Annotated in this window: 24 protein-coding genes and 1 tRNA gene; 9 read left to right on the top strand and 16 right to left on the bottom strand. The window is 69.3% G+C overall.

Features of this window, described 5'->3' with window-relative positions; all coding sequences use genetic code 11:
* Positions 1–95: 95 nt before the first annotated feature.
* Positions 96–1,070 (bottom strand): C-terminal binding protein, encoded by a 975-nt coding sequence (locus DJ81_RS17655; RefSeq protein ID WP_094527459.1) that lies wholly within the window; start codon positions 1,068–1,070, stop codon positions 96–98.
* Between the two features lie 181 nt (positions 1,071–1,251).
* Here DJ81_RS17655 and DJ81_RS17650 point away from each other — a divergent pair, with 181 nt between their 5' ends.
* Positions 1,252–1,527, top strand: coding sequence for a hypothetical protein (locus DJ81_RS17650; RefSeq protein ID WP_094527460.1), 276 nt, complete (start codon positions 1,252–1,254; stop codon positions 1,525–1,527).
* Between the two features lie 106 nt (positions 1,528–1,633).
* Here the strand turns inward: DJ81_RS17650 and DJ81_RS17645 are convergent, their stop codons facing one another.
* Positions 1,634–1,915, bottom strand: coding sequence for a helix-turn-helix domain-containing protein (locus DJ81_RS17645; RefSeq protein WP_094525872.1), 282 nt, complete (start codon positions 1,913–1,915; stop codon positions 1,634–1,636).
* 289 nt (positions 1,916–2,204) lie between these two features.
* Here DJ81_RS17645 and DJ81_RS17640 point away from each other — a divergent pair, with 289 nt between their 5' ends.
* The 3 genes from DJ81_RS17640 (at position 2,205) to DJ81_RS17630 (ending at position 4,705) form a co-directional block, all read left to right on the top strand.
* Positions 2,205–2,513, top strand: a complete 309-nt coding sequence (locus tag DJ81_RS17640) for a hypothetical protein (RefSeq protein WP_094525873.1) — start codon at positions 2,205–2,207, stop codon at positions 2,511–2,513.
* Position 2,514: 1 nt separating this feature from the next.
* On the top strand, positions 2,515–4,335 hold the full coding sequence (locus DJ81_RS17635; RefSeq protein WP_094590875.1) for a ribosome biogenesis/translation initiation ATPase RLI: 1,821 nt from the start codon (positions 2,515–2,517) through the stop codon (positions 4,333–4,335).
* A 103-nt stretch (positions 4,336–4,438) separates the two neighbouring features.
* Complete coding sequence (locus tag DJ81_RS17630; RefSeq protein ID WP_094525875.1) at positions 4,439–4,705, top strand: HAH_0734 family protein; 267 nt, start codon at positions 4,439–4,441, stop codon at positions 4,703–4,705.
* 54 nt (positions 4,706–4,759) lie between these two features.
* On the opposite strand, the gene DJ81_RS17625 is transcribed toward DJ81_RS17630, so the two are convergent.
* The 3 genes from DJ81_RS17625 to DJ81_RS17615 all read right to left on the bottom strand — a co-directional run bounded on the left by DJ81_RS17625 (position 4,760) and on the right by DJ81_RS17615 (position 6,281).
* Positions 4,760–5,422, bottom strand: coding sequence for an L-threonylcarbamoyladenylate synthase (locus DJ81_RS17625; protein WP_170938362.1), 663 nt, complete (start codon positions 5,420–5,422; stop codon positions 4,760–4,762).
* A gap of 87 nt (positions 5,423–5,509) precedes the next feature.
* Entirely contained in the window at positions 5,510–6,019 is a 510-nt protein-coding gene (locus DJ81_RS17620; RefSeq protein WP_094527458.1) for a redoxin domain-containing protein, read from the bottom strand.
* 1 nt (position 6,020) lies between these two features.
* Positions 6,021–6,281, bottom strand: coding sequence for a glutaredoxin (locus DJ81_RS17615; protein WP_094590873.1), 261 nt, complete (start codon positions 6,279–6,281; stop codon positions 6,021–6,023).
* Positions 6,282–6,499: 218 nt separating this feature from the next.
* On the opposite strand from DJ81_RS17615, the gene DJ81_RS17610 reads away from it, so the two are divergent.
* Positions 6,500–7,873 (top strand): hemolysin family protein, encoded by a 1,374-nt coding sequence (locus DJ81_RS17610; RefSeq protein WP_094525030.1) that lies wholly within the window; start codon positions 6,500–6,502, stop codon positions 7,871–7,873.
* Positions 7,874–8,350: 477 nt separating this feature from the next.
* On the opposite strand, the gene DJ81_RS17605 is transcribed toward DJ81_RS17610, so the two are convergent.
* Entirely contained in the window at positions 8,351–9,082 is a 732-nt protein-coding gene (locus DJ81_RS17605) for a DUF5781 family protein (protein WP_094557197.1), read from the bottom strand.
* A gap of 81 nt (positions 9,083–9,163) precedes the next feature.
* Here DJ81_RS17605 and DJ81_RS17600 point away from each other — a divergent pair, with 81 nt between their 5' ends.
* On the top strand, positions 9,164–10,216 hold the full coding sequence (locus DJ81_RS17600; protein WP_094590871.1) for a hypothetical protein: 1,053 nt from the start codon (positions 9,164–9,166) through the stop codon (positions 10,214–10,216).
* A 22-nt stretch (positions 10,217–10,238) separates the two neighbouring features.
* On the opposite strand, the gene DJ81_RS17595 is transcribed toward DJ81_RS17600, so the two are convergent.
* From DJ81_RS17595 to DJ81_RS17580, 4 genes are all read right to left on the bottom strand, one after another.
* The gene (locus DJ81_RS17595; protein ID WP_094528167.1) at positions 10,239–10,964 is read right to left on the bottom strand and encodes a queuosine precursor transporter; all 726 of its coding nucleotides are present in this window, start codon (positions 10,962–10,964) and stop codon (positions 10,239–10,241) included.
* A complete protein-coding gene (locus DJ81_RS17590) occupies positions 10,957–11,151 on the bottom strand; it encodes a CopG family transcriptional regulator (RefSeq protein ID WP_094590869.1) in 195 nt (64 codons plus the stop codon). Before DJ81_RS17590 ends, DJ81_RS17595 begins: the two co-directional genes overlap by 8 nt.
* Positions 11,152–11,570: 419 nt before the next feature.
* Positions 11,571–14,039, bottom strand: coding sequence for an RND family transporter (locus DJ81_RS17585; RefSeq protein WP_094590867.1), 2,469 nt, complete (start codon positions 14,037–14,039; stop codon positions 11,571–11,573).
* On the bottom strand, positions 14,040–15,734 hold the full coding sequence (locus DJ81_RS17580) for a COG1361 S-layer family protein (RefSeq protein ID WP_094590866.1): 1,695 nt from the start codon (positions 15,732–15,734) through the stop codon (positions 14,040–14,042).
* 246 nt (positions 15,735–15,980) lie between these two features.
* On the opposite strand from DJ81_RS17580, the gene DJ81_RS17575 reads away from it, so the two are divergent.
* A complete protein-coding gene (locus DJ81_RS17575) occupies positions 15,981–16,598 on the top strand; it encodes a TetR/AcrR family transcriptional regulator (protein ID WP_094525023.1) in 618 nt (205 codons plus the stop codon).
* Positions 16,599–16,928: 330 nt separating this feature from the next.
* Positions 16,929–17,519: a 50S ribosomal protein L15e gene (locus tag DJ81_RS17570; RefSeq protein WP_094525022.1), complete on the top strand. Its 591-nt coding sequence runs from the start codon at positions 16,929–16,931 to the stop codon at positions 17,517–17,519.
* 223 nt (positions 17,520–17,742) lie between these two features.
* On the opposite strand, the gene thsB is transcribed toward DJ81_RS17570, so the two are convergent.
* The 5 genes from thsB to DJ81_RS17550 form a co-directional block, all read right to left on the bottom strand.
* Positions 17,743–19,389, bottom strand: a complete 1,647-nt coding sequence (gene thsB / locus DJ81_RS17565; protein ID WP_094528175.1) for a thermosome subunit beta — start codon at positions 19,387–19,389, stop codon at positions 17,743–17,745.
* Positions 19,390–19,771: 382 nt separating this feature from the next.
* Positions 19,772–19,936, bottom strand: coding sequence for a hypothetical protein (locus DJ81_RS19395; RefSeq protein ID WP_170938361.1), 165 nt, complete (start codon positions 19,934–19,936; stop codon positions 19,772–19,774).
* Between the two features lie 176 nt (positions 19,937–20,112).
* Positions 20,113–20,194: transfer RNA gene (locus tag DJ81_RS17560), tRNA-Ser, on the bottom strand.
* Between the two features lie 27 nt (positions 20,195–20,221).
* A complete protein-coding gene (locus tag DJ81_RS17555) occupies positions 20,222–20,530 on the bottom strand; it encodes a hypothetical protein (RefSeq protein ID WP_094590864.1) in 309 nt (102 codons plus the stop codon).
* The gene (locus DJ81_RS17550; protein WP_094590862.1) at positions 20,531–20,911 is read right to left on the bottom strand and encodes a Rid family detoxifying hydrolase; all 381 of its coding nucleotides are present in this window, start codon (positions 20,909–20,911) and stop codon (positions 20,531–20,533) included.
* Between the two features lie 169 nt (positions 20,912–21,080).
* On the opposite strand from DJ81_RS17550, the gene DJ81_RS17545 reads away from it, so the two are divergent.
* Entirely contained in the window at positions 21,081–21,491 is a 411-nt protein-coding gene (locus tag DJ81_RS17545) for a hypothetical protein (protein ID WP_094525019.1), read from the top strand.
* 67 nt (positions 21,492–21,558) lie between these two features.
* Here DJ81_RS17545 and DJ81_RS17540 read toward each other — a convergent pair whose 3' ends face one another.
* A complete protein-coding gene (locus tag DJ81_RS17540; protein WP_094590860.1) occupies positions 21,559–22,371 on the bottom strand; it encodes a molybdopterin-synthase adenylyltransferase MoeB in 813 nt (270 codons plus the stop codon).
* Positions 22,372–22,391 lie beyond the last annotated feature (20 nt).

The following is a 22,391-nucleotide window of genomic DNA, read 5'->3' as shown; positions in this document are numbered from 1 at the left end:
GACGACGCCGACGACGGCGACGACTTCGACGACGGCGACGACTTCGACGCCCTCGATCGGCTGTAGCCCGCCTCCGCCCGTCGAGCTCCGGTTCCCTACAGCCAGTCGGCGTCCGGGTCGACCCGCCCCGCCGGCGTCTCGCCGTTGAGGACGGCGGCGACGTCGGCCGCGCCGCTCCGGTTCAGGTCGTCTCTGGCGTCCTCGCTGTACCACGCCGCGTGGGGCGTGACGACGGTGTCCTCGCGACCGACGAGCGGGTCGTCCTCGGGTGGTTCCTCGGCGAGCACGTCGAGCCCGGCGCCCTTGATCGTCCCGGACTCCAGCGCCTCGAGGAGGGCGTCGGCGTCGACGACCGGGCCGCGGCTCACGTTGACGACGACCGAGCCTTCGCCGAGCCGCGCGAGGGCGTCGGCGTCGACGATCCCGCGAGTCGCGTCGGTCAGGGGGGCGTAGACGCCGACGTGGTCGGCGCGGTCGAACAGCGCCTCGAACTCGACCTTCTCGACGCCGTACTCGGCCATTTCGTCGGCGTCCACGAACGGGTCGTGGGCGATCAGCGTCGCGTCGAAGCCGGCGAGCTGCTCGGCGGCGCGCCGGGCGATGGGGCCGAACGAGAGCAGTCCGACCGTCGACGCGCTCACGCGTCGGACCGGGCGGCCGGTCTCCCAGCTCCACCCGCCGGCGGCGACATCGTCGTCGTATGCCTTCAGCGAGCGAAGACAGGCGAGAAGCAGCGAGACGGAGTGGGTCGCCACCTCGTCGGTGCAGTAGTCGGGGACGCGGGTGACGGTGACGCCCTCGTCGGCCGCGGCGCCGACGTCGACGTTGTCGACGCCGACCGCCGACCGGACCACCACCTCGAGGTCGAGCGCCGCGAGCGCCTCGGCGGTGACCGGCGTGTTGATGTCGGTGACGACCGCGTCGGCGCCCGCCGCCGCGTCGCTCACCCGCTCCGCCGACCCCAGGTCGGCGACCTCGATCTCGACTGATTCGTCGACGCGCTCGCCGAGCACCTCGCGGTACGTCTCCGGGTCGATCATCGCGAACGACGACAGGACGACCTTGGCCATATCCCCGCTTTATTCCGCCCCCACTTGATGGCTGGTATTGACGTGTTTAGGCTCTCAAACGTCGATTTTCGATCATGATGTTCTCAATGGGGCGAGCGGGACACCGCGCGGTTCCGGAGGCTCTTTGCGCGCCGGGCGGCTACGTACCGTCGTGACCGACGACAGTTCGACCAAGCCCCCGATGCTCGTCCTCTTGGAGTCGCTGGCGTTCTACCGGAACGTCCGGATCGGGCTCGTCGCGGGCGCGGGCCTCGCGCTCCTCCTGTACCTCGTCCGCACGCTGGAGCTGCTCGGACCCGTGATCGACACGCGCGAGTACCCGCTGTTCGGGCCGGAGGTCTGGTTCCTGTTCTTGGCGTTCGTCCTTGCGGCGACGTTCGCGCTGTTAGTCGCCGTCGCGCTCACGATCGCCGAGGCGGCGCGAGGCGCCGGCGAGGTGTCGACGGAGCCCGAGTGAGGAGAGAGCGAGCAGCGACGAGCAAATCGCTCAGCGACGCGAACGACCGTGGAATCGACGGGTCGGACGGGCGCGGACCGATCGGCACGGTCTCAGCGACGCGGTCTCAGTCGGCGGTACAGGAGGCGTCGCTCTCCTCGCCGGTGAACTCCTGGGCCGGCTCGGTGAGCTTGTAGAGGTTCTGTCTGGCGTCCGCGAAGTAGACGTCCTCGTCGACGACCCCGATCCCCTCCAGCCGCTCGAGGGCGTACCGAACGGTCCGGGCCGACAGCATCGACTCCTGTACGATGCCTTTCTGCGTCAGCGGGCCGTTGTACTCGAGCACCTTGAACACGAGCTTGGCGCTCGGCGGGAGGTCGTCGAGCCCCTCCGTTTGGGTTCCTTCCATCGTTACGATTCGAAACCGCACATCGTCATAAATGTTGATGGACCACGGGTGTATTTCGGGTATTTTCCCGCCGAAGTAAGAGAATATTGCTGGTTGTTTCGTTGACAACCAGCAATATGGGCCGCTATATGCCTGTTCGACTGACCAGTCAGTCAGCGATACGGCTCGCGCGCGCTCTCACTCGGGCCTGTGTCGCGCCCGTCTTGACGGCCGACCTCTGCCCTCGCGGTCCCCGGCGTCCGACGGGTGGAACGAACGGCTTTTCACGGGCGCTCGCGGATCCGTTGGTATGAGCGACGACTCGGGCATCTCCGGCCACGCGCGGGGCGTGGTCGTCACGACGATCTGCTGTCTGGCGGGGATCGCCGCCGGCGTCGTCTCGGCCGCCTACGTGGGGACGACCGTGGCCGCGGCCCAGAGCACGACGGTCGTGTTGGTCCTCGGCGCGTTCGTGCTCGCCCAGTACCCGCTGTACAAAGCTATCGGCGTCGGCGACTTCGGCGTCAAAGACAACCTCTACGTGGCGTTCCTGACGTTCACGCTGTGGTTCATCAGCTACACCGTGCTGGCGACGTCAGGCGTCCAGCTGGTGGCGTAAGATGGCCGACGACAGCATCGCCGTAGTTGACCTCGATCGGTGCCAGCCCGACCGGTGTAACTACGAGTGCGCGAACTACTGTCCGCCGAACCGGACGGGCAAGGAGTGCATCACCGAGCGCGGCGAGGACACAGTCGAGGGCGACCCGGACCAGATCCACATCTCCGAGGAGATCTGCCTCGGCGAGACCTGCGGTATCTGCGTCGAGAAGTGCCCGTTCGACGCGATCGAGATCATCAATCTCCCCTCAGAGCTCGACGAGGAACCGGTCCACCGCTACGGCGAGAACGCCTTCTCGCTGTACGGGCTTCCGACCCCCGAACCGGGCAACGTCACCGGCATCCTCGGGCCGAACGGGATCGGGAAGTCGACCGCGGTCCACGGGCTCGCCGGCGAGATGATCCCGAACCTCGGCGACCACGAGACGGAGGCCGACTGGGACCGCGTGCTCGACCGGTTCCGCGGCACGGGGCTCCAGAACTACCTCAAGTCGCTGAAGGAGGGCGACGTGAGCGTCTCCCGCAAGCCGCAGTACGTCGACCAGATCCCCAAGCAGTTCGACGGCAACACCCGCGAGCTGCTGGAGCGCACCGACGAGCGCGGGGCGCTCGACGAGCTGATCGACCGGCTCAACATCGCTCCGGTGATGGACCAGGACATCGATTCCATCTCCGGCGGGGAGCTCCAGCGCGTCGCCATCGCGGCGTGTCTGGCCCGCGACGCCGACTTCTACTTCCTCGACGAGATCACGCCGTACCTCGACATCGGCCAGCGGATGATCGTCGCCCGGCTCATCCGCGAGCTGGCGGACGACGCCGCCGCCGACCGCTCGATGCTCGTGGTCGAACACGACCTCGCGATCCTCGACCTCCTCGCCGACACCCTCCACGTCGCCTACGGTGAACCGGGCGCGTACGGTGTCATCACCGACCCCAAGTCGGTCCGCAACGGGATCAACGAGTACCTGAAGGGGTACCTCGACAACGAGAACATGCGGATCCGACCCTCCGCGATCACCTTCGAGGAGCACGCCCCCCGCGTCGCCTCGCGCAGCGAGACGCTGATCGAGTACCCCGATATCTCGAAGTCGTACGGCGACGGCGAGTTCGAACTGCACGTCGAGGGCGGCGAGATCAACCAGTCGGAAGTGCTCGGCGTCGTCGGCCCGAACGGGATCGGGAAGTCGACGCTCGCGAAGCTGTTCGCGGGCTCGCTGGAGCCGGACGAGGGGTCGCTCGACTTCGCGCTCGACATCGCGTACAAGCCGCAGTACATCGAGATCGATCAGCCGATGCGCGTCGACGCCTTCCTCTCGTCGATCACCGACGACTTCGGCTCCTCCTACTGGAACACGGAGGTCGCCCAGCCGCTCCAGCTGGAGCGGATCATGGAGCAGAACCTCGCGGACCTGTCGGGCGGGGAGCGCCAACGCGTCGCCATCGCGGCGTGCCTCTCCGAGGACGCCGATCTGTACCTGCTCGACGAGCCCTCCGCGCACCTCGACGTCGAGCAGCGCGTCCGCGCGACGACGGCGATCCGCCGGTACGCCGAGAACCACGACGCGACCGTGATGGTGATCGACCACGACATCTACATGATTGACCTGCTGGCCGACCGCCTGATGGTGTTCGACGGCGAGCCGGCCCAGCGCGGCCGCGCCGCGCCCCCGCAGGACATGCGCGACGGGATGAACGAGTTCCTCGCCGACCTCGACATCACCTTCCGCCGCGACGAGCGCACCGGGCGCCCCCGGATCAACAAGCCGGGCTCGCAGCTCGACAGCAAGCAGAAGCGCGAAGGCGAGTACTACTACTCCGGCTGACGGCGTCGCCGTCCGGCGCCCGACCGCCCGCGGTCGCGGCGCGTTCCCGCGGTCGATCGACCGTATCGAAGCGATTAAGCACGGAACCCGCAAACGACGGAGTATGCAACACCTCATCATTCGCGGCGACCCCGGGATCCGGCGGGACGCGGTGATCGAGTACGAGGGCGAGGAGCTGGTCTGTTTCGGTATCAACGTTCAGGGCGGCTGGCACGGCCCGGACGAGCCCCAGCTCTGGTGTACGGTTGGGACCGAGGACGAGCGCGAGGCGTACGACAAGCGGGAGTACGTCCCCCACTGGCTCGACGTCGACGCGGTCGACGCGGCGGAGGTCGAGGTTCTGAGCGAAAAAGGCGATCTCGCGGTCTGAATCCGTCGCGGTTCCGTTTTTTCGACGCTCTGTTTCCGGTGCGAACCCGCCCGCTCAGACCGGCGGGTCCGCCAGCCACGCCTCGATCGCGCCCGCCATCGCGCCGCGGCGGTGGATCGTCCCCGCCGCCGGGTCGACGACGGTGCTCTCCGTGCCGGGCGCCTCGCCGTCGTCGATCACCGCGCCGACGCCCTCGAGGATCCGGTCGTCGAGGTCGTCGGGGCGCGTGACGCTCCCGGTCCCGGAGACGTTCGCGCTCGTCGCGGTGAGTGGTCCGGTCTCGCGGAGGAGCGCCCTCGCGACCGGCTGGTCGGGGACCCGGACCCCGACCCGGTCGCTGCCGGCGGTGAGCGCGTCGGGGACCGCGTCGTCGCGCTCGACGACGACCGTCACGGGACCGGGGAGGAACGCCCGGGCGAACGCGACCGCGAACTCCGTGGGGCGGGCGTATCGGAGCGCGTCGTCGACGCTCGCGACGCCCAGTGAGAGCGGGTTCGACCGGTCGCGACGCTTCAGGTCGAAGACGCGTTCGACCGCGTCCGGATCGAGCGCGTCCCCGCCGAGCCCGTACACCGTCTCCGTGGGGTAGACGACGAGCTCGCCGTCGGCGACCGCCGCGGCCGCACGCCGCACGTCCTCCCGCCGGCTCACTGCGTCGCGTCCGGGGTCGGGCTCGGACCCCGAGCGAGGCTCCCGGTCGTCGGCGTCGTCCGTCATACGCGCTCATTCGGTCGCAGTTTAAAAAAGGATGGCGTGTGTCGACGGCGCGGTCGCACGCGAACCGCGTCGGCGCCGACGGCGGCCTCAGTCGACGAGTCGGCCGACCGCGTCGTCGATCTCCTCGGCGTCGGGGAACTCGGGGTGTTCGCTCGCGACCCACGCGTACTCGACGGCGCGGTCGCCGTCGAGGAGGAACACGGCGGGCCGCGTCTCGGTGACCCCGGTCATCCCGTCGATGTCGTGGGCGAGACCGTACTCCTCGATCACGCCCGCGCTCGGGTCCGAGAAGATCCGGACGCCCTCGCCGCGCTCGGCGAGCAGGCGCTTGTGGGCGTACGGCGACGAGATCGAGAGGCCGAGGACGTCGAGGTCGTCGGCCCACCCGTGGTCGTCGATCGTGTTGTACAGGTACGTCGCCTGGAAGGCGCCGTCCATCGGGTGAAAGACGAGAAGCGTCGGCCCGTCGACGGCGTCGTCGAGCGCGGCGTCCTCCCAGTACTCCTCGTTCACGAGGGGGCGAGTGAAGTCGGGCGCCACGTCGCCCTCGGCGACGTGCTCCGTCTCGGGGAGAGAGACGACGTCGAAATCGGGCATCTCAGGAACCTCCCTCGCCGTACGTACCCTCTAGGTACTCGACGATGTTCGCGCTCTCGGACATCGTCACGCCGGTCTCGCGGTCGACGATCGCCGGGACGCTCCGGGCCCCGGAGACGCGCTTGACCGCGTTCCGCTCCGAGTGCATCGGCTCGACGTACCGGGACTCGTACTCCAGTCCGAACCGGCTCAGGGTCCGGACGACGCGCTCGCAGTACGGGCACGCCTGCAGTCTGTACAGGGTGATCTGTGGCTCCGTCATGGCACTCGATTCGGCCGCGGGACGTGTAATCGTGTCGGCCGCGGCACGCTCCGCGGATCGGCCCTCCGTTCCGCCGGCGATCGGTCGAGTCGTCCGTTCGTTCCGCCGGTGATGCGCCGATTCGTCCGTTCGTTCCGCCGGTGATCCGCCGGATCGTCCGCCGGCCCGGGTCGCCGAAAGTAATCCTTTAACCATCCGCCGACGGAAGACGAATGAACATGGGCTTGCCGCCGAGCACGCTGACGGCCGATCTGCTACAGCTGCCGACGCCGGGGGATAACACCGTGATCGCCCTCGGCGTCCTCGCGATCGCTGTGCTGGTCGGTCTGTCCGCGTTCTTCTCCTCATCGGAAATCGCGATGTTCTCCCTGCCGCAGCACCGCGTCGACAGCCTCGTCGACGAGGGCGTCACGGGCGCGAAGACGATCCAGGAGATGAAGGAGAACCCGCACCGCCTGCTGGTGACGATCCTCGTCGGCAACAACATCGTCAACGTCGCGATGACCTCCATCGCGACCGCGCTGTTCGGATTCTTCCTCTCGCGGGGCGAGTCGGTCCTGGCGACGACGTTCGGGATCACGACGCTGGTGCTGATCTTCGGCGAGAGCGCGCCCAAGTCGTACGCCGTCGAGAACACCGAGTCGTGGGCGCTCCGGATCGCCCGCCCGCTGAAGGCCTCGGAGTACGCGCTGTACCCGCTGGTGGTGTTGTTCGACTACATCGTGAAGGGCGTCAACAGCGTCATCGGGGGCTCCGCGGCGATCGAGTCGACGTACGTCACCCGCGACGAGATCCAAGACATCATCGAGACGGGCGAGCGCGAGGGGGTCATCGAGGAGGAGGAGCGCGAGATGCTCGACCGGATCTTCCGGTTCAACAACACCATCGCCAAGGAGGTGATGACGCCTCGCCTCGACGTCACCGCGGTCGCCAAAGAGCAGTCGGTCGAGGAGGCGATCGAGACGTGTATCCAGGCCGACCACGAGCGCGTCCCCGTCTACGAGGGGAACCTCGACAACATCATCGGCGTGGTGACCGTCCGAGACCTGGTCCGCGAGCTGCGCTACTCCGAGGGCGAGCCCTCGCTGGCGCGGGTCGTCAAGCCGACGCTGCACGTCCCCGAGTCGAAGAACGCCGACGAGCTGCTCGCGGAGATGCAGGAGAACCGCCTCCAGATGGTCACCGTCATCGACGAGTTCGGCACCACCGAGGGGATCATCACTTTAGAGGACATGGTCGAGGAGATCGTCGGGGAGATCCTGGAGGGCGACGAGGAGGCGCCCGTCGAGTTCCTCGAGGAGAACGTCGCCGTCGTCCAGGGCGAGGTGAACATCGACGAGGTCAACGAGATCCTCGGCATCGACCTCCCCGAGGGCGAGGAGTTCGAGACGCTCGCCGGCTTCGTGTTCAACCGCGCCGGCCGGCTCGTCGAGGAGGGCGAGGAGATCGAGTTCGACGGGGTCCGGATCCGCATCGAGCGCGTGGACAACACCCGGATCATGTCGGCGCGCGTAACGGTTCTCGACGTCGACGACGGGAGCGGAGACAGGGAGGTCGGCGAGACCGAGACGCCGACCGACGACGCGGCGTAGGCGGTTTATACGGACGTTTTCGTCAGTGACGCGGAGAGGATTCGCCGACACCGTGTCGATTTATAAATAACCGTCGTCGCCAGCGGCGCGTAGTACATCCGTGAGGTCCCAGCCGCTCGGCCGTACGCGGTTGAAACCAGACCTCCGGCGAACGGCTCCAAAGCCCCAGCCGTGAGGGGCGCGGACGCTCGCTGCGCTCCTCAGTCGCTCGTTTCACTCGCTCTCTGCGGTGCTTGCGTCGCCTCCGCGCCCCTCACGGCTGCCCCTTTGAGTCCCACCCGACCGCACCGCAACCGCACCTCGCGCCTCCCCAGCCTCGTCGCTGGCGCCGACGGCGCCAGCGACTCCCTCGCGCGTGCTCCTCGGCCGCGAGGCGGCCTCGCAGGCACGCGCCGACCGCACTGTTCATTTATAAATGATCGTCCCCAGTCGCTCGTACCCCGTTTGAACCGTCGCCCTCAACCCTTCCCCGCGCTCTCACACCGCGTACGCCCGCGCGGCGCCGACGAGCGCCTTGCGGTAGTCGCTCTCGGTGGGGTCGGGACCGAGCGCGAGGAACCGCTGCTTGAACGCGTCGACGTCGACCGAATCGGTGTCGCTGCCGGCGGCGCGCGCGAGGTCGTAGATCCGGTGGTCCGGGCCGGCGATGCCGTGGCGCTCGATGAGCGCGAGCGCGAACGCGGCGTTGACCGCGGTGATCTCCGGGTCGGCGCCGGCCGTCACGGGCGGCGAGCCGTCCCGCGAGACGGCCGGGCGGTCGGCCACCGCCGCCGCGAGGGTGGACTCCAGGAAGCCGAGGAGCTTGTCCGCGGGCGCGACGGAGAGGGTGATGTCGTCGGCGTAGATGTCTTTCATGTGGTTCGCGATTTGGTAGCAGTGCGCGAGCTTGCGGCGCTCCACTTTCTCCCCGGCGAGGCCCAAGTACAGCGCCTCCTCGGTCGACTGGACGTGAGAGGCGTGGCCCTCCTCGTAGCGGGCCATGTGCGAGAGCTCGTGGACGGCCAGCTCGCGGGCCATCGCGCTGGTGGCGGCGCGCTTCGAGACGTTGAGGACGTGGTAGCCGTCGTAGTGACCGGCCCACGTCCGCTCGTCGGGGTCCTCGCGCACCTTCACGTGGACGGGGTCGGCCAGCGAGCACTCGGTCTCGAACAGGTCGGCGGCGCCGAGAAACGGGTCGGGGGGAACGTCACCCTGCACGCGGAGATCCATGCTTACCGTTCACACGGCAGCGCCGGGTAAGTCTCTTGCGCCCGTCGAAGGCTTTTGTCGCGACGCGTCGAACTCCGTACCATGCGCACACGCGTCTACGCGGCCTACGACGACGGGCTCAGAGTCGTCGACCCCGAGACGGGGGCGGTCGACGAGCGGCTGGCGGACCGCGCGGTCGAGTGCCTCTTGATCGCTCCCGGCGCCGAGCGGAGCGACGGGGCCCGGCCCGCGGCCGCCCGCGCCCGCGTGTTCGCCGGGACGTTCGACGCCGGGCTGTTCCGCTCCGTCGACGGCGGCGAGACGTTCGACCGGGTCGCCGCCGAGACGCTCGGACCCGGCGGCTCGGGCCCGGACGCGGTCACCGCGGTCGCGGCGAGCCCGCACGACCCCTCGGTCGTCTGGATCGGAACGGAGCCCTCGCGGGTCTACCGCTCGACCGACGGCGGGGAGACGGTCGAGCCGATAGCGGGACTGACCGACGTCCCGTCGGCGTCCGAGTGGTCGTTCCCGCCGCGTCCGGACACCCACCACGTCCGGTGGATCGAGCCCTGCCCGGCGGACCCGGAGCGGTGGTTCGTGGGCGTCGAGGCGGGCGCGCTCCTCGTCACGCCGGACGGCGGGGAGACGTGGATCGACCGGCCCGAGGGCTCCCGGCGCGACAACCACGCGCTCGCGACGCACCCGGACGCGCCCGACCGGGTCTACGCGGCCGCGGGCGACGGGTTCGCGGAGAGCCGCGATCGGGGGCAGACGTGGCGCGCCGTCGACGCTGGGCTCGCCCACGGCTACGTGTGGGGGATCGCCGTCGACCCCGGCGACCCGGAGACCGTCCTCGTGAGCGCGGCGTCGGGCGCGGGCGCGGCGCACCGCCGCGGCGAGGCGTACCTGTATCGCCGGACTCCGGGCGTCGACTCCGCCTCGGGGCCCCGCCTCGAGCGGCTCGACGACCGGGGGATCCCCACCGGCGAGGGCACCTACCGAGCGGTCCTCGCGAGCGGGCGGGAGTCCGGAGAGATCTGGGCGCTGCACGACGAGGGACTGTATCGCACCGGCGACGCCGGCGACTCCTTCGAGCGCGCGTCGGCGACCCTGCCCGGGCGAGCCGCGCGGGCGCTGGCCGTCGGGAGCGACTGACCGGCGAGTAACCGGAGGGGGGTTACTCCCGAACGGCGCCCACGACGAGGTAGACGATCGGGGTGTCGAGGACGGCGATCGCGAGTTTGAGGAGGTACTGGCCGAGTCCGAGCGCGAGGAGGAGCGACGGGTCGAACGGCTCGCCGGTGCCGAGCAGGATCGGCGCCGCGTAGAACGCGACGCTCACGAAGATGGCGGTGTCGAGCGCCTGACTCGTCGCGGTCGAGGCGACGTTGCGCAGCCACAGCATGTCGGGACCGGTGCGGTCGCGGATCGCGTGGAAGACGAACACGTCCCAGTTCTGGCTCACCACGTACGCGAGCAGGCTACCGGCGACGACCCCGGTCGCCGGGGCGAGCGCGGTCTCGAACGCGGCCGAGACCTCGGGGTTCACGCCCGGGGCGGCGAGCGTCGACCAGACCAAGGCGAGCACGAGGAAGTTCGCGAGGAACGCGACGTTGACGACCACCTGCGTCGCGCGGCGGCCGTACAGCTCGGCGTAGCAGTCGGACGCGAGGAACGTCAGCGCGTACGCGAGCGCGGCGCCCGGAAGGGTGATCTCGGGGCCGACGACCGGGAGCGCGACCGGGAGCGGGAGCGCGATCACCTTCGCGGCCGTGAGCTGCGCGGTCGCGAGCGCGACGACGAACAGGGTGATCAGGCCGACCGCGGCCAGCGCGGCGCGGTCGAAGGGGTCGACCGCGAAGGGGCCGCCGGTCCCGGTGGCGCCCCGCGTCCGGCTACTCATCGCTCGCCTCGTCGCTCGCGGCTTCGAGTCGGTCGTGGCGCGCGTCGATCTCGTCGAGCAGATCGAGCGTCTTCCGGATCGACGCTCTGACGGCGTCGCTGCGGTTCACGAACTTCCCGTCGTCGCCGACGTGCTCGTCGAGGTCCTCGAGCAGTTCGCCCGGGATCTCGACGCTTATCTTGGGCATATCGTTCCGTCCACTCCGGATTAGTAAGAGCGTTCTTATTCGAGGACTCTCTCGGGAATATCGTCCGGGCGGCGTCGCGGTTCGGTCGATTCGCGGTCGTCGCCGTCGATCGGTCTGATCGCGGGCCGCGCGAGCGCGGCGTGTGCCTCCGCGGGTCGACCCGCGGCGAGCCGACGCCGGGGTAACCGCTCGGAGCGTCGGGGGAACGCGACGCGGTCGGGTACGACCCCCTACCCGAAGTCGCAGGAGTCGCCGGCGGCTTTCAGCCGGCCGCAACGAGAGGTTGCGCTCTCGCCCCGCGTTCGACCGCGCCGGGGAACTTGTACGGCCTCCGCGGGCTTGACCTTCTTGCAGGTGGGCGCTCCCGGCGCACGAACGGCGCGGGCGGCGCGACGGCGAACCGCTCTCGGGGTCGACCCTTAGGCGTCGCGGGCGCGGCCGACGACCGAGCCGCCGTTCTGATAGTCGTCCCACAGGAACAGCGCCGGCGGCAGCGCGACCACCGAGAGCACGAACGAGTAGACGACGCTCAACGCGATCAACAGCCCGAAGTCGCCGAGCACGGGCGTGATGGCGAGCGCGAGAGCGCCCGTACCGAGCGCCGTCGTGAGCATGCTACCCGTGAGCGCGCCGCCGGTCCCGGTCAGCGTCGTGCGGAGCGAGGCCGCGACGTCGTCGTTCTGCTTGAACTCGTCGATGAACCGGGCGGTGATGTGGACGGAGTAGGCGATCCCGATCCCGATCGCGATAGAGAGGATCGTCGCGGTCAGGGCGTTGAGCGGCAGCCCGAGCAGCCGCATCGTTCCCACCAACGAGGCGACGGCGATCACGATCGGGAACACGTTCACGATCCCGAGCAGGGGCATCCCCTCTAAGACCCCGTAGGTGATCACGAGGAACACGCCGGTCAACACCACGGCGAGGACGAGGCCCTGAATCGCCGACTCGAAGATGATCCCCGTGATCGCGTCGAAGACGACGATCTGGCCGGTCGCGGTCGCGGTGTAGCGGAACCGGTCCGCCTGTTCGCTCGCGTCGGCGGCGATCTCACTCTGCGTCGCGCCGCTCTCGACGGTGTACTCGATCTGTGCCCCCCGGCGGTCGTCGGTGAGATACCGCGACGCCCGGTCCCCGGCGGGCGAGTCGAACAGCTCCTCGTAGATGCGTTCGAGATTCCGGTCGGGTATCCCGTTTCCGTCCCTGTCGTTGCGCGCGACCAACGCCGCGAACTCCTCGTCGGACCGCGCGTGCGACCGTATCACCGTCAGGATGCTCGTCGTCTCGGCCCCGCCGTTCGGCCCGACGGCGAGCGTCCCCGGGGGATCGTCGTTGGGCTCTGCGAGGGCCTCTAACGCGTGGTCCTCGCGTAACGACCCCTCTACAAATATCGTTATCGACGCGTCCTGGCTCGCCGCGAAGTTGTCCTCGAGCAGGTTCAGCGTCTCCGTCACGGTGTAATCGCCGGGGGCGAACGGCTCCGGGATGTACTCCACGTACCCCGCTTCCTCCTCCGGCGGGAGGAAGTCCTCCTGTTCGAACGTCGTGTCGATGCCCGCGCCGTACGCGCCGAGCCCCGCGGAGGCGACGAGGAGGACCGCGATGAACACCGCGGGCGCGCGCTCGCCGACCGTCACGGAGACGGACAGCAACCGGCCGAGCGCCGACTCCTCCGAGGCGATCGGCGTCGACCCGAACTCCGGGACGCCGTAGCGCTCGCGGAGCCGGTCGATCTCCAGCTTCGCCGCCGGGAGGAACAGCCCGAAGATCAGGAAGGTGAACACGATCCCGACCGCCGAGACGACCCCGAGGTTCCGGATCGGGTCGAGGTCGGAGACGACGTTCGCGCCGAACCCGAACACCGCGGTGACGGTGACGATGACGAAGGCGATCGCCAGCTGGTTCGCCGCGATCCGCATCGCGGGGACGGCGTCGTACCCCTGCACCGTCTCCTCGCGGTAGCGGTTGACGAAGTGGATCCCGAAGTCGACGCCGACCGCCAGCAGCAACACCGGCACCGCGATCTGCTGTTGGTCGAACGGTATCCCGGAGAAGCCCAGGAATCCGAAGGTCCAGATCAGCGTCATCAACAGCGCGAACAGCCCGAGCGCGAGATCGATCGGGTCCCGGTAGGCGACGACGAGGAAGCCCAACAGCAGGACCACGACGATGGGCATGACGATGAGCAGCGAGTCGCCGATGATCTGCCCCGTCTCGGCGTTGATGATCCCGGAGCCGAACACGCGGACGTCGGCCGGGCTGTCGTCGGCGAGCGCGCGGACGTCCGTCTGAAGCCCCTGCAGGTCGTCGAAGCCGCTCGGGACGTCGTGGGAGATCACCGTCACCGTCGTCGACGCCGACGCCGAGTTCGGGTTGAAGTCGTCCGAGACGACGGCCGAAAACCGCTCGCTCTCGCTCGCCCGCCGGATCGCCCGCCGGACCTCCGCGTCGGTCGCCGACTCGACCGCGCGCCGCTGGGCCGCCGGCGTCCGCGCCGTCGGGTCGAGCGTCTGCGCGACGACCGTCGCGGGGCCGTTCGCGGACGCCACGCGCAGGTCCTCCCGCTCGTCGAGCCGCTCTAACAGCCGGAGCATCGTGAGCAGCTCCTCGCGGTCGAGGACGTTCGTCCCGTCGTGGATCAGCTGCGTGGTCTCCTCGTCGGTCGCGAACGGGTCCTCGAACTCGGTCTCGATCGCGTCCAGCGCCTCCTGCTCCGGGAGGTCCTCGGAGAACCCCTCAGTGGCGTCGGTCTGCGTCTCGACGGCGGTCATCCCGCCGGCGAAGACGGCCGTCGCCACGAGGAACAGCGCGATGACGGCCCGCGGTCGCGTGACGATCAGCTCGTTGAGCCGCTCGACGTTCGCCTCGACCCACTGGCCCGCTCGACCCATCTATTCCCTCTGGAGCACGTACGCGCCGGCTCCGATCACGACCACCGCGACGAGGGCGACGAGACCGAGCCCCACGGGGAACCCGCCCTCGCCCTCCACGACGGTTATCGGCACCCGGGTCGTGTCCGACAGTTGGCTGTTACCGTCCGCGTCGTCGTAGCGGAAGTCGAACGATATCGGGTACGTCTTCGCCGTGCCCGAGCCCGCCGCCGACAGGTCGAAGGTGAGGGTCGTCGACTCGCCGGGCGCGAGCTCGGAGACGAACCCCTCGTCGTTGCCGCTGTCGAGGGGGGAGTCGGCGAACAGCCGCGCCTCGACGTCCCGGACCGGCTCGTCGAGGTTGTTCGTCAGCGTCACCTCGAGGGCGCGCTGTCCGCCCGCCTCGATCTCGCGGTCGTCGACTTCCACGAGGAACTGGTCCCGCTCCGGCTGCACCTCGTAGAGCAGCTCGACGTCCTGGTACGCGCGGGTCTCGAACTCGGCGTTGCGGTACCGGACCGCGATGTCGGCCGTCCGGTCGATCGCCTTCGCCTCCTCGCCGATCTCGACCGGGAGCCGGAACTCGCCGGACTCGCCCGGCGCCAGCGTGCCGACCGCGACGCTGCGCTCGATGGGGATCACGTTCTGGGACTGCTCGGCGAACTGAATCACCACGTTGCGTGCCTCGTCCGGCCCCTCGTTCGTCACGGTGCCGGTGATCTCGCCCTCCTCGCCGACGTGCAGGTCGGACTCGACGCCGGTGACCGAGAAGCGCTGTTCGGGCCTGGGGACCACGCCGGCGGAGACGCTCTCGTCGACGCGCTGGAGGCCCTGGCTCGTTTCGAACGTGACGGTCCCGCTCAGCGCGTACTCGCGGACGGGCGCGCCCGGTGCGAACCCGATATCGTACCGCACGGTCGTCGTCTCGCCGGGCGCCAGCTCGTCGATCCGGGCGGCGTCGCTGGCGCGTTCGCCGAACGCGAGGCCGCCGCTCGCGGACTCGAAGGCGACGGTCGCGTCGCGGGCGACGTCGGCGCCGACGTTCTCGATCTCGGCTTCGAGGGTTCCCTCGCCCCCGATCCGGGCGTCGGTCGTGACGTTCACGACCTCGAAGCGGGCGTCGTCTGAGATGCGGACGTCGACCTCGGCGTCGACGGTCTCCTCGCGGTCGATGGTGACGCCGCCGGACTGCTGGTAGGTGTACGAGTACTCCAGCTCGACGTCGAGCTCGTAACTCCCCTGCTCGACGTCCTCGGGGACGTTCACCGCGACGGTCGCCTCGCCCGGCCGGTTCTCGGTGACCGAGCCGATCGCGAGGGTGCCGGTCTCGACGTCGAGGGGAGTGCCGCCGGCGTCGGCGGTCACGCGGACGTTTCGCGCGGTGGTGACGATTCCGCGCGTCTGGGCGGTACCGACGTCCATGTCGCCGTCGTTCGATATCTGCAGGGTGAGCTCGTTCGTCCGCCCTGGAGTGAGGGTCGCGCTCGGGGTCGTCACGCTCAGCTCGGGCGAGCCTCGGACGAGCCCGCCTCCCGTCTGGAAGGGCGTCGTCCCGCCGGTCGCGGCGCCGGCGCTCGGCGTCGCGACCGCCGCGTCCGCGTCGAGGCTCGCCGCGCTCGCCTCCCCGGTCGGCGTCGCCCCCACGGCGAACCCGGCCGTCCCGCTCGTTACAAGCGCCAGTACCACGATCACGACGAGAACTGTGTTGCGTCTCATGCTGAATCGAACGTCGCGGCGGCGTCCCGCGGCCCCGCGTCGGGGGCCGGGCGGCCCGGATCCGGCGTCGAGCCGGGGTCACGAGTCCGCTTCGGCCGATCGCGTCGAACCGGGCCGGGCGTCGCAGCCGCGCGTTTCACGTCTGATCGTGAACCTACGAATCAATAACGTCTTTGTTTTTGGATTCGTATCGACGGATATGAGCGCACATAGATCGGTCGGCGTCCACGGCCACGAGGACGAGCGATGAGCGGGTTCTCCGACGAGGAGCGCGAGCGCATTCGAGCGGAACTCGTGGCGGCGGGCCGAGAGCTGTTCGAGCGCTTCGGATTCGAGCGCACGCGGATCAAGGACGTGACCGAGGCGGTCGACATCGGTACGAGCACGTTCTACCGCTTCTACGACTCCAAGGAGGCGCTGTACGTCGAGGTGCTCGTCGCGGAGCGCGAGGAGTTGGAGGCGTCGATCGCGGAGGCGGTCGCGGCGGTGGACACGCCCCGCGAGGAGGTGCGGGTCCTCCTGAAGACCACGCTCGCGGAGGTGCGGTCGAACCCCCTCATCTCCTCGCTCATCGTCGACGGGGAGCTCCGCGAGCTACAGGACCGGATCGCCGACGCCGAGGGCGAGGATGGGGGGATCGAGTCGGCGGCGTACGACTCGGGGCTGCCGTTCGCCGGCCGATTGGCCGATCTCGACGCGTTCCGATACGACGACCCGCAGCTGATCGACGAGCTGTTCGTCTCGCTCGTGTTCACCGCGCGCTCGCGGAACGCGCCGATCGGCGCCGACAGCGACGCCGCCTACGAGCGCGTCGAGGACGCGCTGATCGAGACGGTCGTCGACGGGCTGTTCGTCGACGCGTGACCCGCTCCGCGTCGGTGAGCGCCCCATCGATCGCTCCGCGTCGGTGAGCGCCCCATCGATCGCTCAGGGTTATGACGACGCGGCCGCGTTCTCGCGTGCCACGCCAACCCACGCGAACGCCGTAGCGAAGCGGTTAAGGGCGAACCGCGGGAAGTACGAGCAACTCGCTGGTGCGGACACAGCGGGCACTCGCCGCCGGGGCCTCGTCGACGTCATCAGACCGCGTCTGATGGGCTGACGAGCGGAGCTCGTCAACGCCGTCGACGCTCCCCGGGACGAGACGAAATGTGGCCGCTTCGCGGCTGAATCGCAACCGTCCGCGGACAACATATGGCACGAAGCTTCTACTCGCACATCAAGGAGGCGTGGCGGTCCCCCAAGGAGGGGAAACTGGCAGAGCTGCAGTGGCAGCGAAAACAGCAGTGGCGCGACGAGGGCGCCATCGAGCGCATCGAGCGCCCCACGCGCCTCGACAAGGCCCGTGAGCTCGGCTACAAGGCCAAGCAGGGCGTGATCGTCGCTCGCGTGAGCGTCCGCAAGGGCGGCTCGCGCAAGCAGCGTCACAAGGCCGGTCGCCGCTCGAAGCGACAGGGCGTCAACCGACTCTCGCGCCGCAAGTCGATCCACCGGATCGCCGAGGAGCGCGCCTCGCGGAAGTACCGCAACCTCCGCGTGCTCAACTCCTACTGGGTCGGCGAGGACGGCTCGCAGAAGTGGCACGAAGTGATCCTCGTGGACCCCGCCCACCCCGCGATCGAGAACGACGACGACCTCGGGTGGATCACCTCGGACGACCACCGCGGGCGCGCCTTCCGCGGGCTCACCTCTGCCGGCACGAAGGGCCGCGGCCAGCGCACGCGCGGCAAGGGCACGGAGAAGACCCGTCCGAGCGTCACCGGCAACGACCGTCAGGGCAAGTAAGCCGACCGCGGTCCCGCCGGATTTTCCCCGTTTATCAGCCGCTTAGTGACAACGCCGCCGCGGCTTGCGCAGTTCTCTGCTCGCAACGCTCGACCGACGAGCGCCGCGGCTCTCCGTGACTGGTTCGTGAAAAAACGAAAACGGGGAAACGCGAGCGTGCGTGTTCGAACGGCGGTACGCGGTCGGAGCGGGTCGCTGGTGGTGTCTTCCTACGGAACCTCGCTTACATCGCACCGCCCATGCCGCCCATGCCGCCCATGCCGCCGGCCGGGGCGCCGCCCTCGTCGTCGTCGCCGCCGGTCGACAGGTCGCCCGCGGAGATGATGTCGTCGATTTTCAGCACGAGGTTCGCGGCCTCCGCGGCGGAGGCGATCGCCTGCTCCTTCGCCTGGGCCGTCTCCACGACGCCGGCCTCGGCGGTGTCCTCGACCTCGCCGGAGAAGACGTTCAGCCCGGCGTGCGCGTCGCCGGCCTCGTGGGCCGCGCGCAGGTCGACGAGGAGGTCGATGGCGTCGAGTCCGGCGTTCTCGGCGAGCACGCGGGGGATGAGCTCCAACGAGTCGGCGAACGCCTCGACCGCGAGCTGCTCGCGGCCGGAGACGGAGTCGGCGTAGTCGCGGAGCCGACGGGCGAGCTCGACCTCGATGGCGCCGCCGCCGGGGAGCGTGCGGCCGTCGGAGACGGTCGTCGCGACCACGTCGATCGCGTCCTCGATGCCGCGCTCGATCTCGTCGACGACGTGTTCGGTCGTGCCGTACAGCAGGAGGGTGACGCCGTGGGCGTCCTCGCCCTCGACGTAGAACAGCCCCTCCTCCTCGTCGCGCTCGATCGAGCCGACCGCGAGGTCCTCCGCGGAGAGCGAGTCGAGGTCGGTGACGATCGGCGCGCCGAGCACGTTCTTGAGGAAGCCCAGGTCGGACTTCTTCGTGCGGCGGATCGCGAGAATGCCCTCCTTCGCGAGGTAGTGCTGTGCGAGGTCGTCGATCCCCTTCTGACAGAAGACGACGTCGGCCCCGCTGTCGACGATCTGGTCGACCTTCTCGCGCAGCTGCTTCTCCTCCTGGTCGAGGAACTTCTGGAGCTGGTCGGGAGAGTCGACGTTGACGGAGGTGTCGACGTCGGCCTCCTCGACCTCGATCGGGTCGTTGAGGAGGAGGACGTCGGCCGACTCGAAGTCGGTCGGCATGTCGTCGTGGACGGGGTCCTTGTCGATCACCGCGCCCGAGAGGAGCTCGGACTCGCCGGCCGCGCGGCCGGTGCGGGTCTCGATGTTGAGGTTCGCCAGGTCGACGACGTGGGAGCCGTCGTCGGCCTCGACGGTGACGCCCTGGATCGCGCGGACGACGAGGTCGGCGAGGGTCTCCTTGTCGAGCTCCGCGCCCTTGCCCGTCATCGACGTCTCGGCGACGTTCTTGAGCGTCTCGGTGTCGTCGGGGTCGACCTCTGTGGCGACCTCGTCGACCTGCTCGCGGGCGTACTCGCTCGCGAGGTTGAAGCCCTTGATGACCGCCGTCGGGTGGATGTCCTGCTCGAGGAGGTCCTCGGCGTTCTTAAGCAGCTCGCCCGCGATCGCGACCGCGCTCGTCGTGCCGTCGCCGGCCTCGTCCTCCTGCGTCTCGGCGACCTCGACGATCATCTCGGCGGTCGGGTTGTCGATGTCCATCGTCTGCAGGATGGTGACGCCGTCGTTCGTGATGGTGACGTCGCCCATCGAGTCGACGAGCATCTTGTCCATCCCTTTCGGTCCGAGCGTCGAGCGTACGGACTCGGCGACGCCGCGCGCCGCGGAGATGTTGTACTCCTGTGCGTCCTTGTCCTTGACGCGCTGGGCGTCGTCGCCCATGATGATCATCGGCTGACCCTGCTGCATTCGCTGGCTCATACAGCGTTTGATTGATTGTGATTCTATATAAACCCGTCGTTGAGGAGCGATCGAGCGGAGCCCGGACCGACGGTCCGCGAACCTCGGAAACCGCATGACTCCGGTTCGCTCTCTCGACATTTATGAGGATAGTTAGCACGGATCTTCACCGGAGCACGACCGCTGAACCCGGCTCGTTTATATGTGTCGTCGCTCGTCGCTCGCCGCGATACCGAGGTACGCGACCGACGACAAGCGGCTCTCGGCGTCGGGTCGACCTCTGCAGGAAGCGGCGCGGGCGCGTCAACCTCCGAAGGAAGCGGCGTAGACGCGTCGCTCGCGGAGTTCAGTCACGGATGAAAAGCGGGGGGCGGCGTTCGGTCGCGAGCGCTCACCGATCGAACTCGTCCTCGTCGAGGTACTCCGAGTCGACCTCGTCGAGGGACGGTTCCGGCGGTTCCTCGGCGGCGTCCAGCTCGCGTCGGTTGAGGCGGCTCTCCAGCTGTCGGCGCTTGTTCCTCCCTTTCCGCTCGCGACCCGATTTCGTGTCTGGCATCGTCACCCGTGTCAACTATACCCACACATATGAGTCTTTTGTCGAGATACGAGACGGTTCAGCGACGTACGACCGGTCTAGCGACGTCAGAGGACGTTGAGCGACGGAGGGACGAGGACGTTGAGCGACGAAGCGGAGACGGCACGCGTCGCTCGTCGGTTTGCGTCGTCAAGGAACGCCAGGAGAGGGATTTGAACCCCCGATCCCGGAAGGGAACACGCTTTCCAGGCGTGCGCCTTACCACTCGGCCATCCTGGCTCAGTCTGAGGTAATCCGCTGTGACTGTTAAGTCCTTCTCTTCACGCGCTTCGCCCGCAGTCGGTGCTCGGCCGCGTAAGCGATTCCGCCCGACGCGACGGCGACCGCCGCGGCCAACCCGACTATCCCGCCGTATCCGACGGGGAGGTCGCCCGCGACGATCAGAAACCCCTGCGAGAGCACGAGAACGGCGAATCCGCCGACGATACCCCACAGCGCGGCCGATTTCGCTCTGGCGCGCCTCGTCGGCCGTGCGGGGGGCTCCGCCGCGTCTGCTCTCCCTCCGGTCTCGCCGTCCTCGCCGTCCTCGCCGTCCTCGCCGTCCTCGCCGCCCATCTACTCGACGGCGGCGACGGCCTCGATCTCGACGCCGACGCCCTTCGGGAGCGCGCCAGCCTGCACCGCCGACCGCGCCGGCGGCGATTCGTCGAAGTAGCCCGCGTACGCCTCGTTCATCTCGTCGAAGTCGTCGATGTCGTCGAGGAAGACGGTCGTCTTCAGCACGTCCGTCGGCGTCGCGCCCGCCTCGTCGAGCACGGCGACGAGGTTGTCGAGGGCCCGCTCCGTCTGCTCGGCGATCGGCGCGTCGTCGAGCAGGTCGGCGCCGGGCGTCAGCGGTATCTGCCCGGCCGGAAACACGAGCTCGCCGGTCGTCGTCGCTTGGCTGTAGGCTCCGACCGCCTCGGGCGCCGCGTCTGTGTGGACGATCTCCTTCATACGCCCTCCCGTTCGGCGGGCCGCGGTAAGAGTACCGGGGACCGGAGCGGACCGCCGCTCGGGACCGGAGCGGATCCCGACGAGAGCGGACGGCCCCTCGGGCGGACCGGGACGGATCACCCCGCGCTCACCGCTGGTCATATATTCCTCGCCTGCTAACACACGACACATGACGGGAGGTAACCTCCTTCCGGTCGCCGCGGTGTTCGTCGCGGTGCTCGCCGCCAACGTCGCGCTCGCGTGGTTCCTCGCGAGACGGGACTGGGAGCCGCCCGGGGCGCTCGGCTCGACCGGCGACTCGTCGCCGTCGGACGCGGACGCCGAGGGCGACGCGGACGGCGCCCTGGCCGCCGGTCCGGAGTTCGCCGCGGGCGCCGACGCCGGCTCGGCGGCGACCGGAGCCGACCCGAACGGCGACCCGCCGCCGCTCGACGTCGACGGGAAGACCGTCGTCTGCCGGCACTGCGGGGCCGAGAACCGCCCCGACTTCCGCTACTGCCGGTGGTGCGTCCGGTCGGGGTTCGCCGCCGACGGCTCGGGCGCCGCGGGCGGCCCGACGATGACCGAGCGCTCGCTGTGAGCGGCGGTCGGATCGACCCCGCTTCGGCCGGCCGCGTCCACGGATCGCGGCGGGAGCGACGCGACCGCTAGTCCGCGTCCACGCGACAGCCGCCCGAGTAGTCGATCCCGTCGATCGTTTCGATACCGTCGTCGCCGCACACCGGACAGTCCGGATTGCGACGATACGGGACGGTCTCGAAGGTCAGGTCCATCGCGTCGTAAAACAGGAGCCGACCGTCGAGCGTCTCCCCGGCGTCGAGGAGGAGCTTGATCGCCTCGGTCGCTTGGATGCAGCCGACCGTGCCGGGAAGCACGCCGAGCACGCCCGTCGCCGCGCAGTCGGGAACCGTTCCGGGCTCGGGCGCCTCGGGGAACAGGCACCGGTAGCAGGGGCCGTCGGGGACGAGGGTCGTCGCCTGCCCCTCGAACTTATAGATCGCTCCGTGGACGACGGGGAGCCCCTCGATGCGGGCCGCGTCGTTGACGACGTACCGCGTCCGGAAGTTGTCCGCGCAGTCGACGACGAGGTCGTACCCGGCCAAGAGGTCGTGGACGTTCCCCTCGTCGAGGCGCGTCTCGTGCGTCTCCACGTCGATATCGGGATTGAGTCGGTCGACGTACCGCGCCGCGGAGTCGACCTTCGGCTCGCCCACGTCGGCGTCGCCGTGGATCACCTGTCGCTGGAGGTTCGAGCGCTCGACGACGTCGTCGTCGACGATCCCGAGCGTCCCGACGCCCGCGGCCGCGAGGTACTGGACGACGGGCGCGCCGAGCCCGCCCGCCCCGACCACGAGGGCGCGCCCGTCGAGGAGGCGCTTCTGGCCCTCCGGGCCGACCTCGTCCATGATGACGTGCCTGGAGTACCGATCGAGTTGGTCGGCGTCGAGCGAGAGACTCATGGGTCGATATGGACGGTGAG

It is taken from the genome of Halorubrum sp. Hd13, assembly GCF_002252755.1.
In the GTDB taxonomy this organism is placed as follows: Archaea; Halobacteriota; Halobacteria; order Halobacteriales; family Haloferacaceae; genus Halorubrum.
This window is presented reverse-complemented; position numbering and strand designations above follow the sequence as displayed.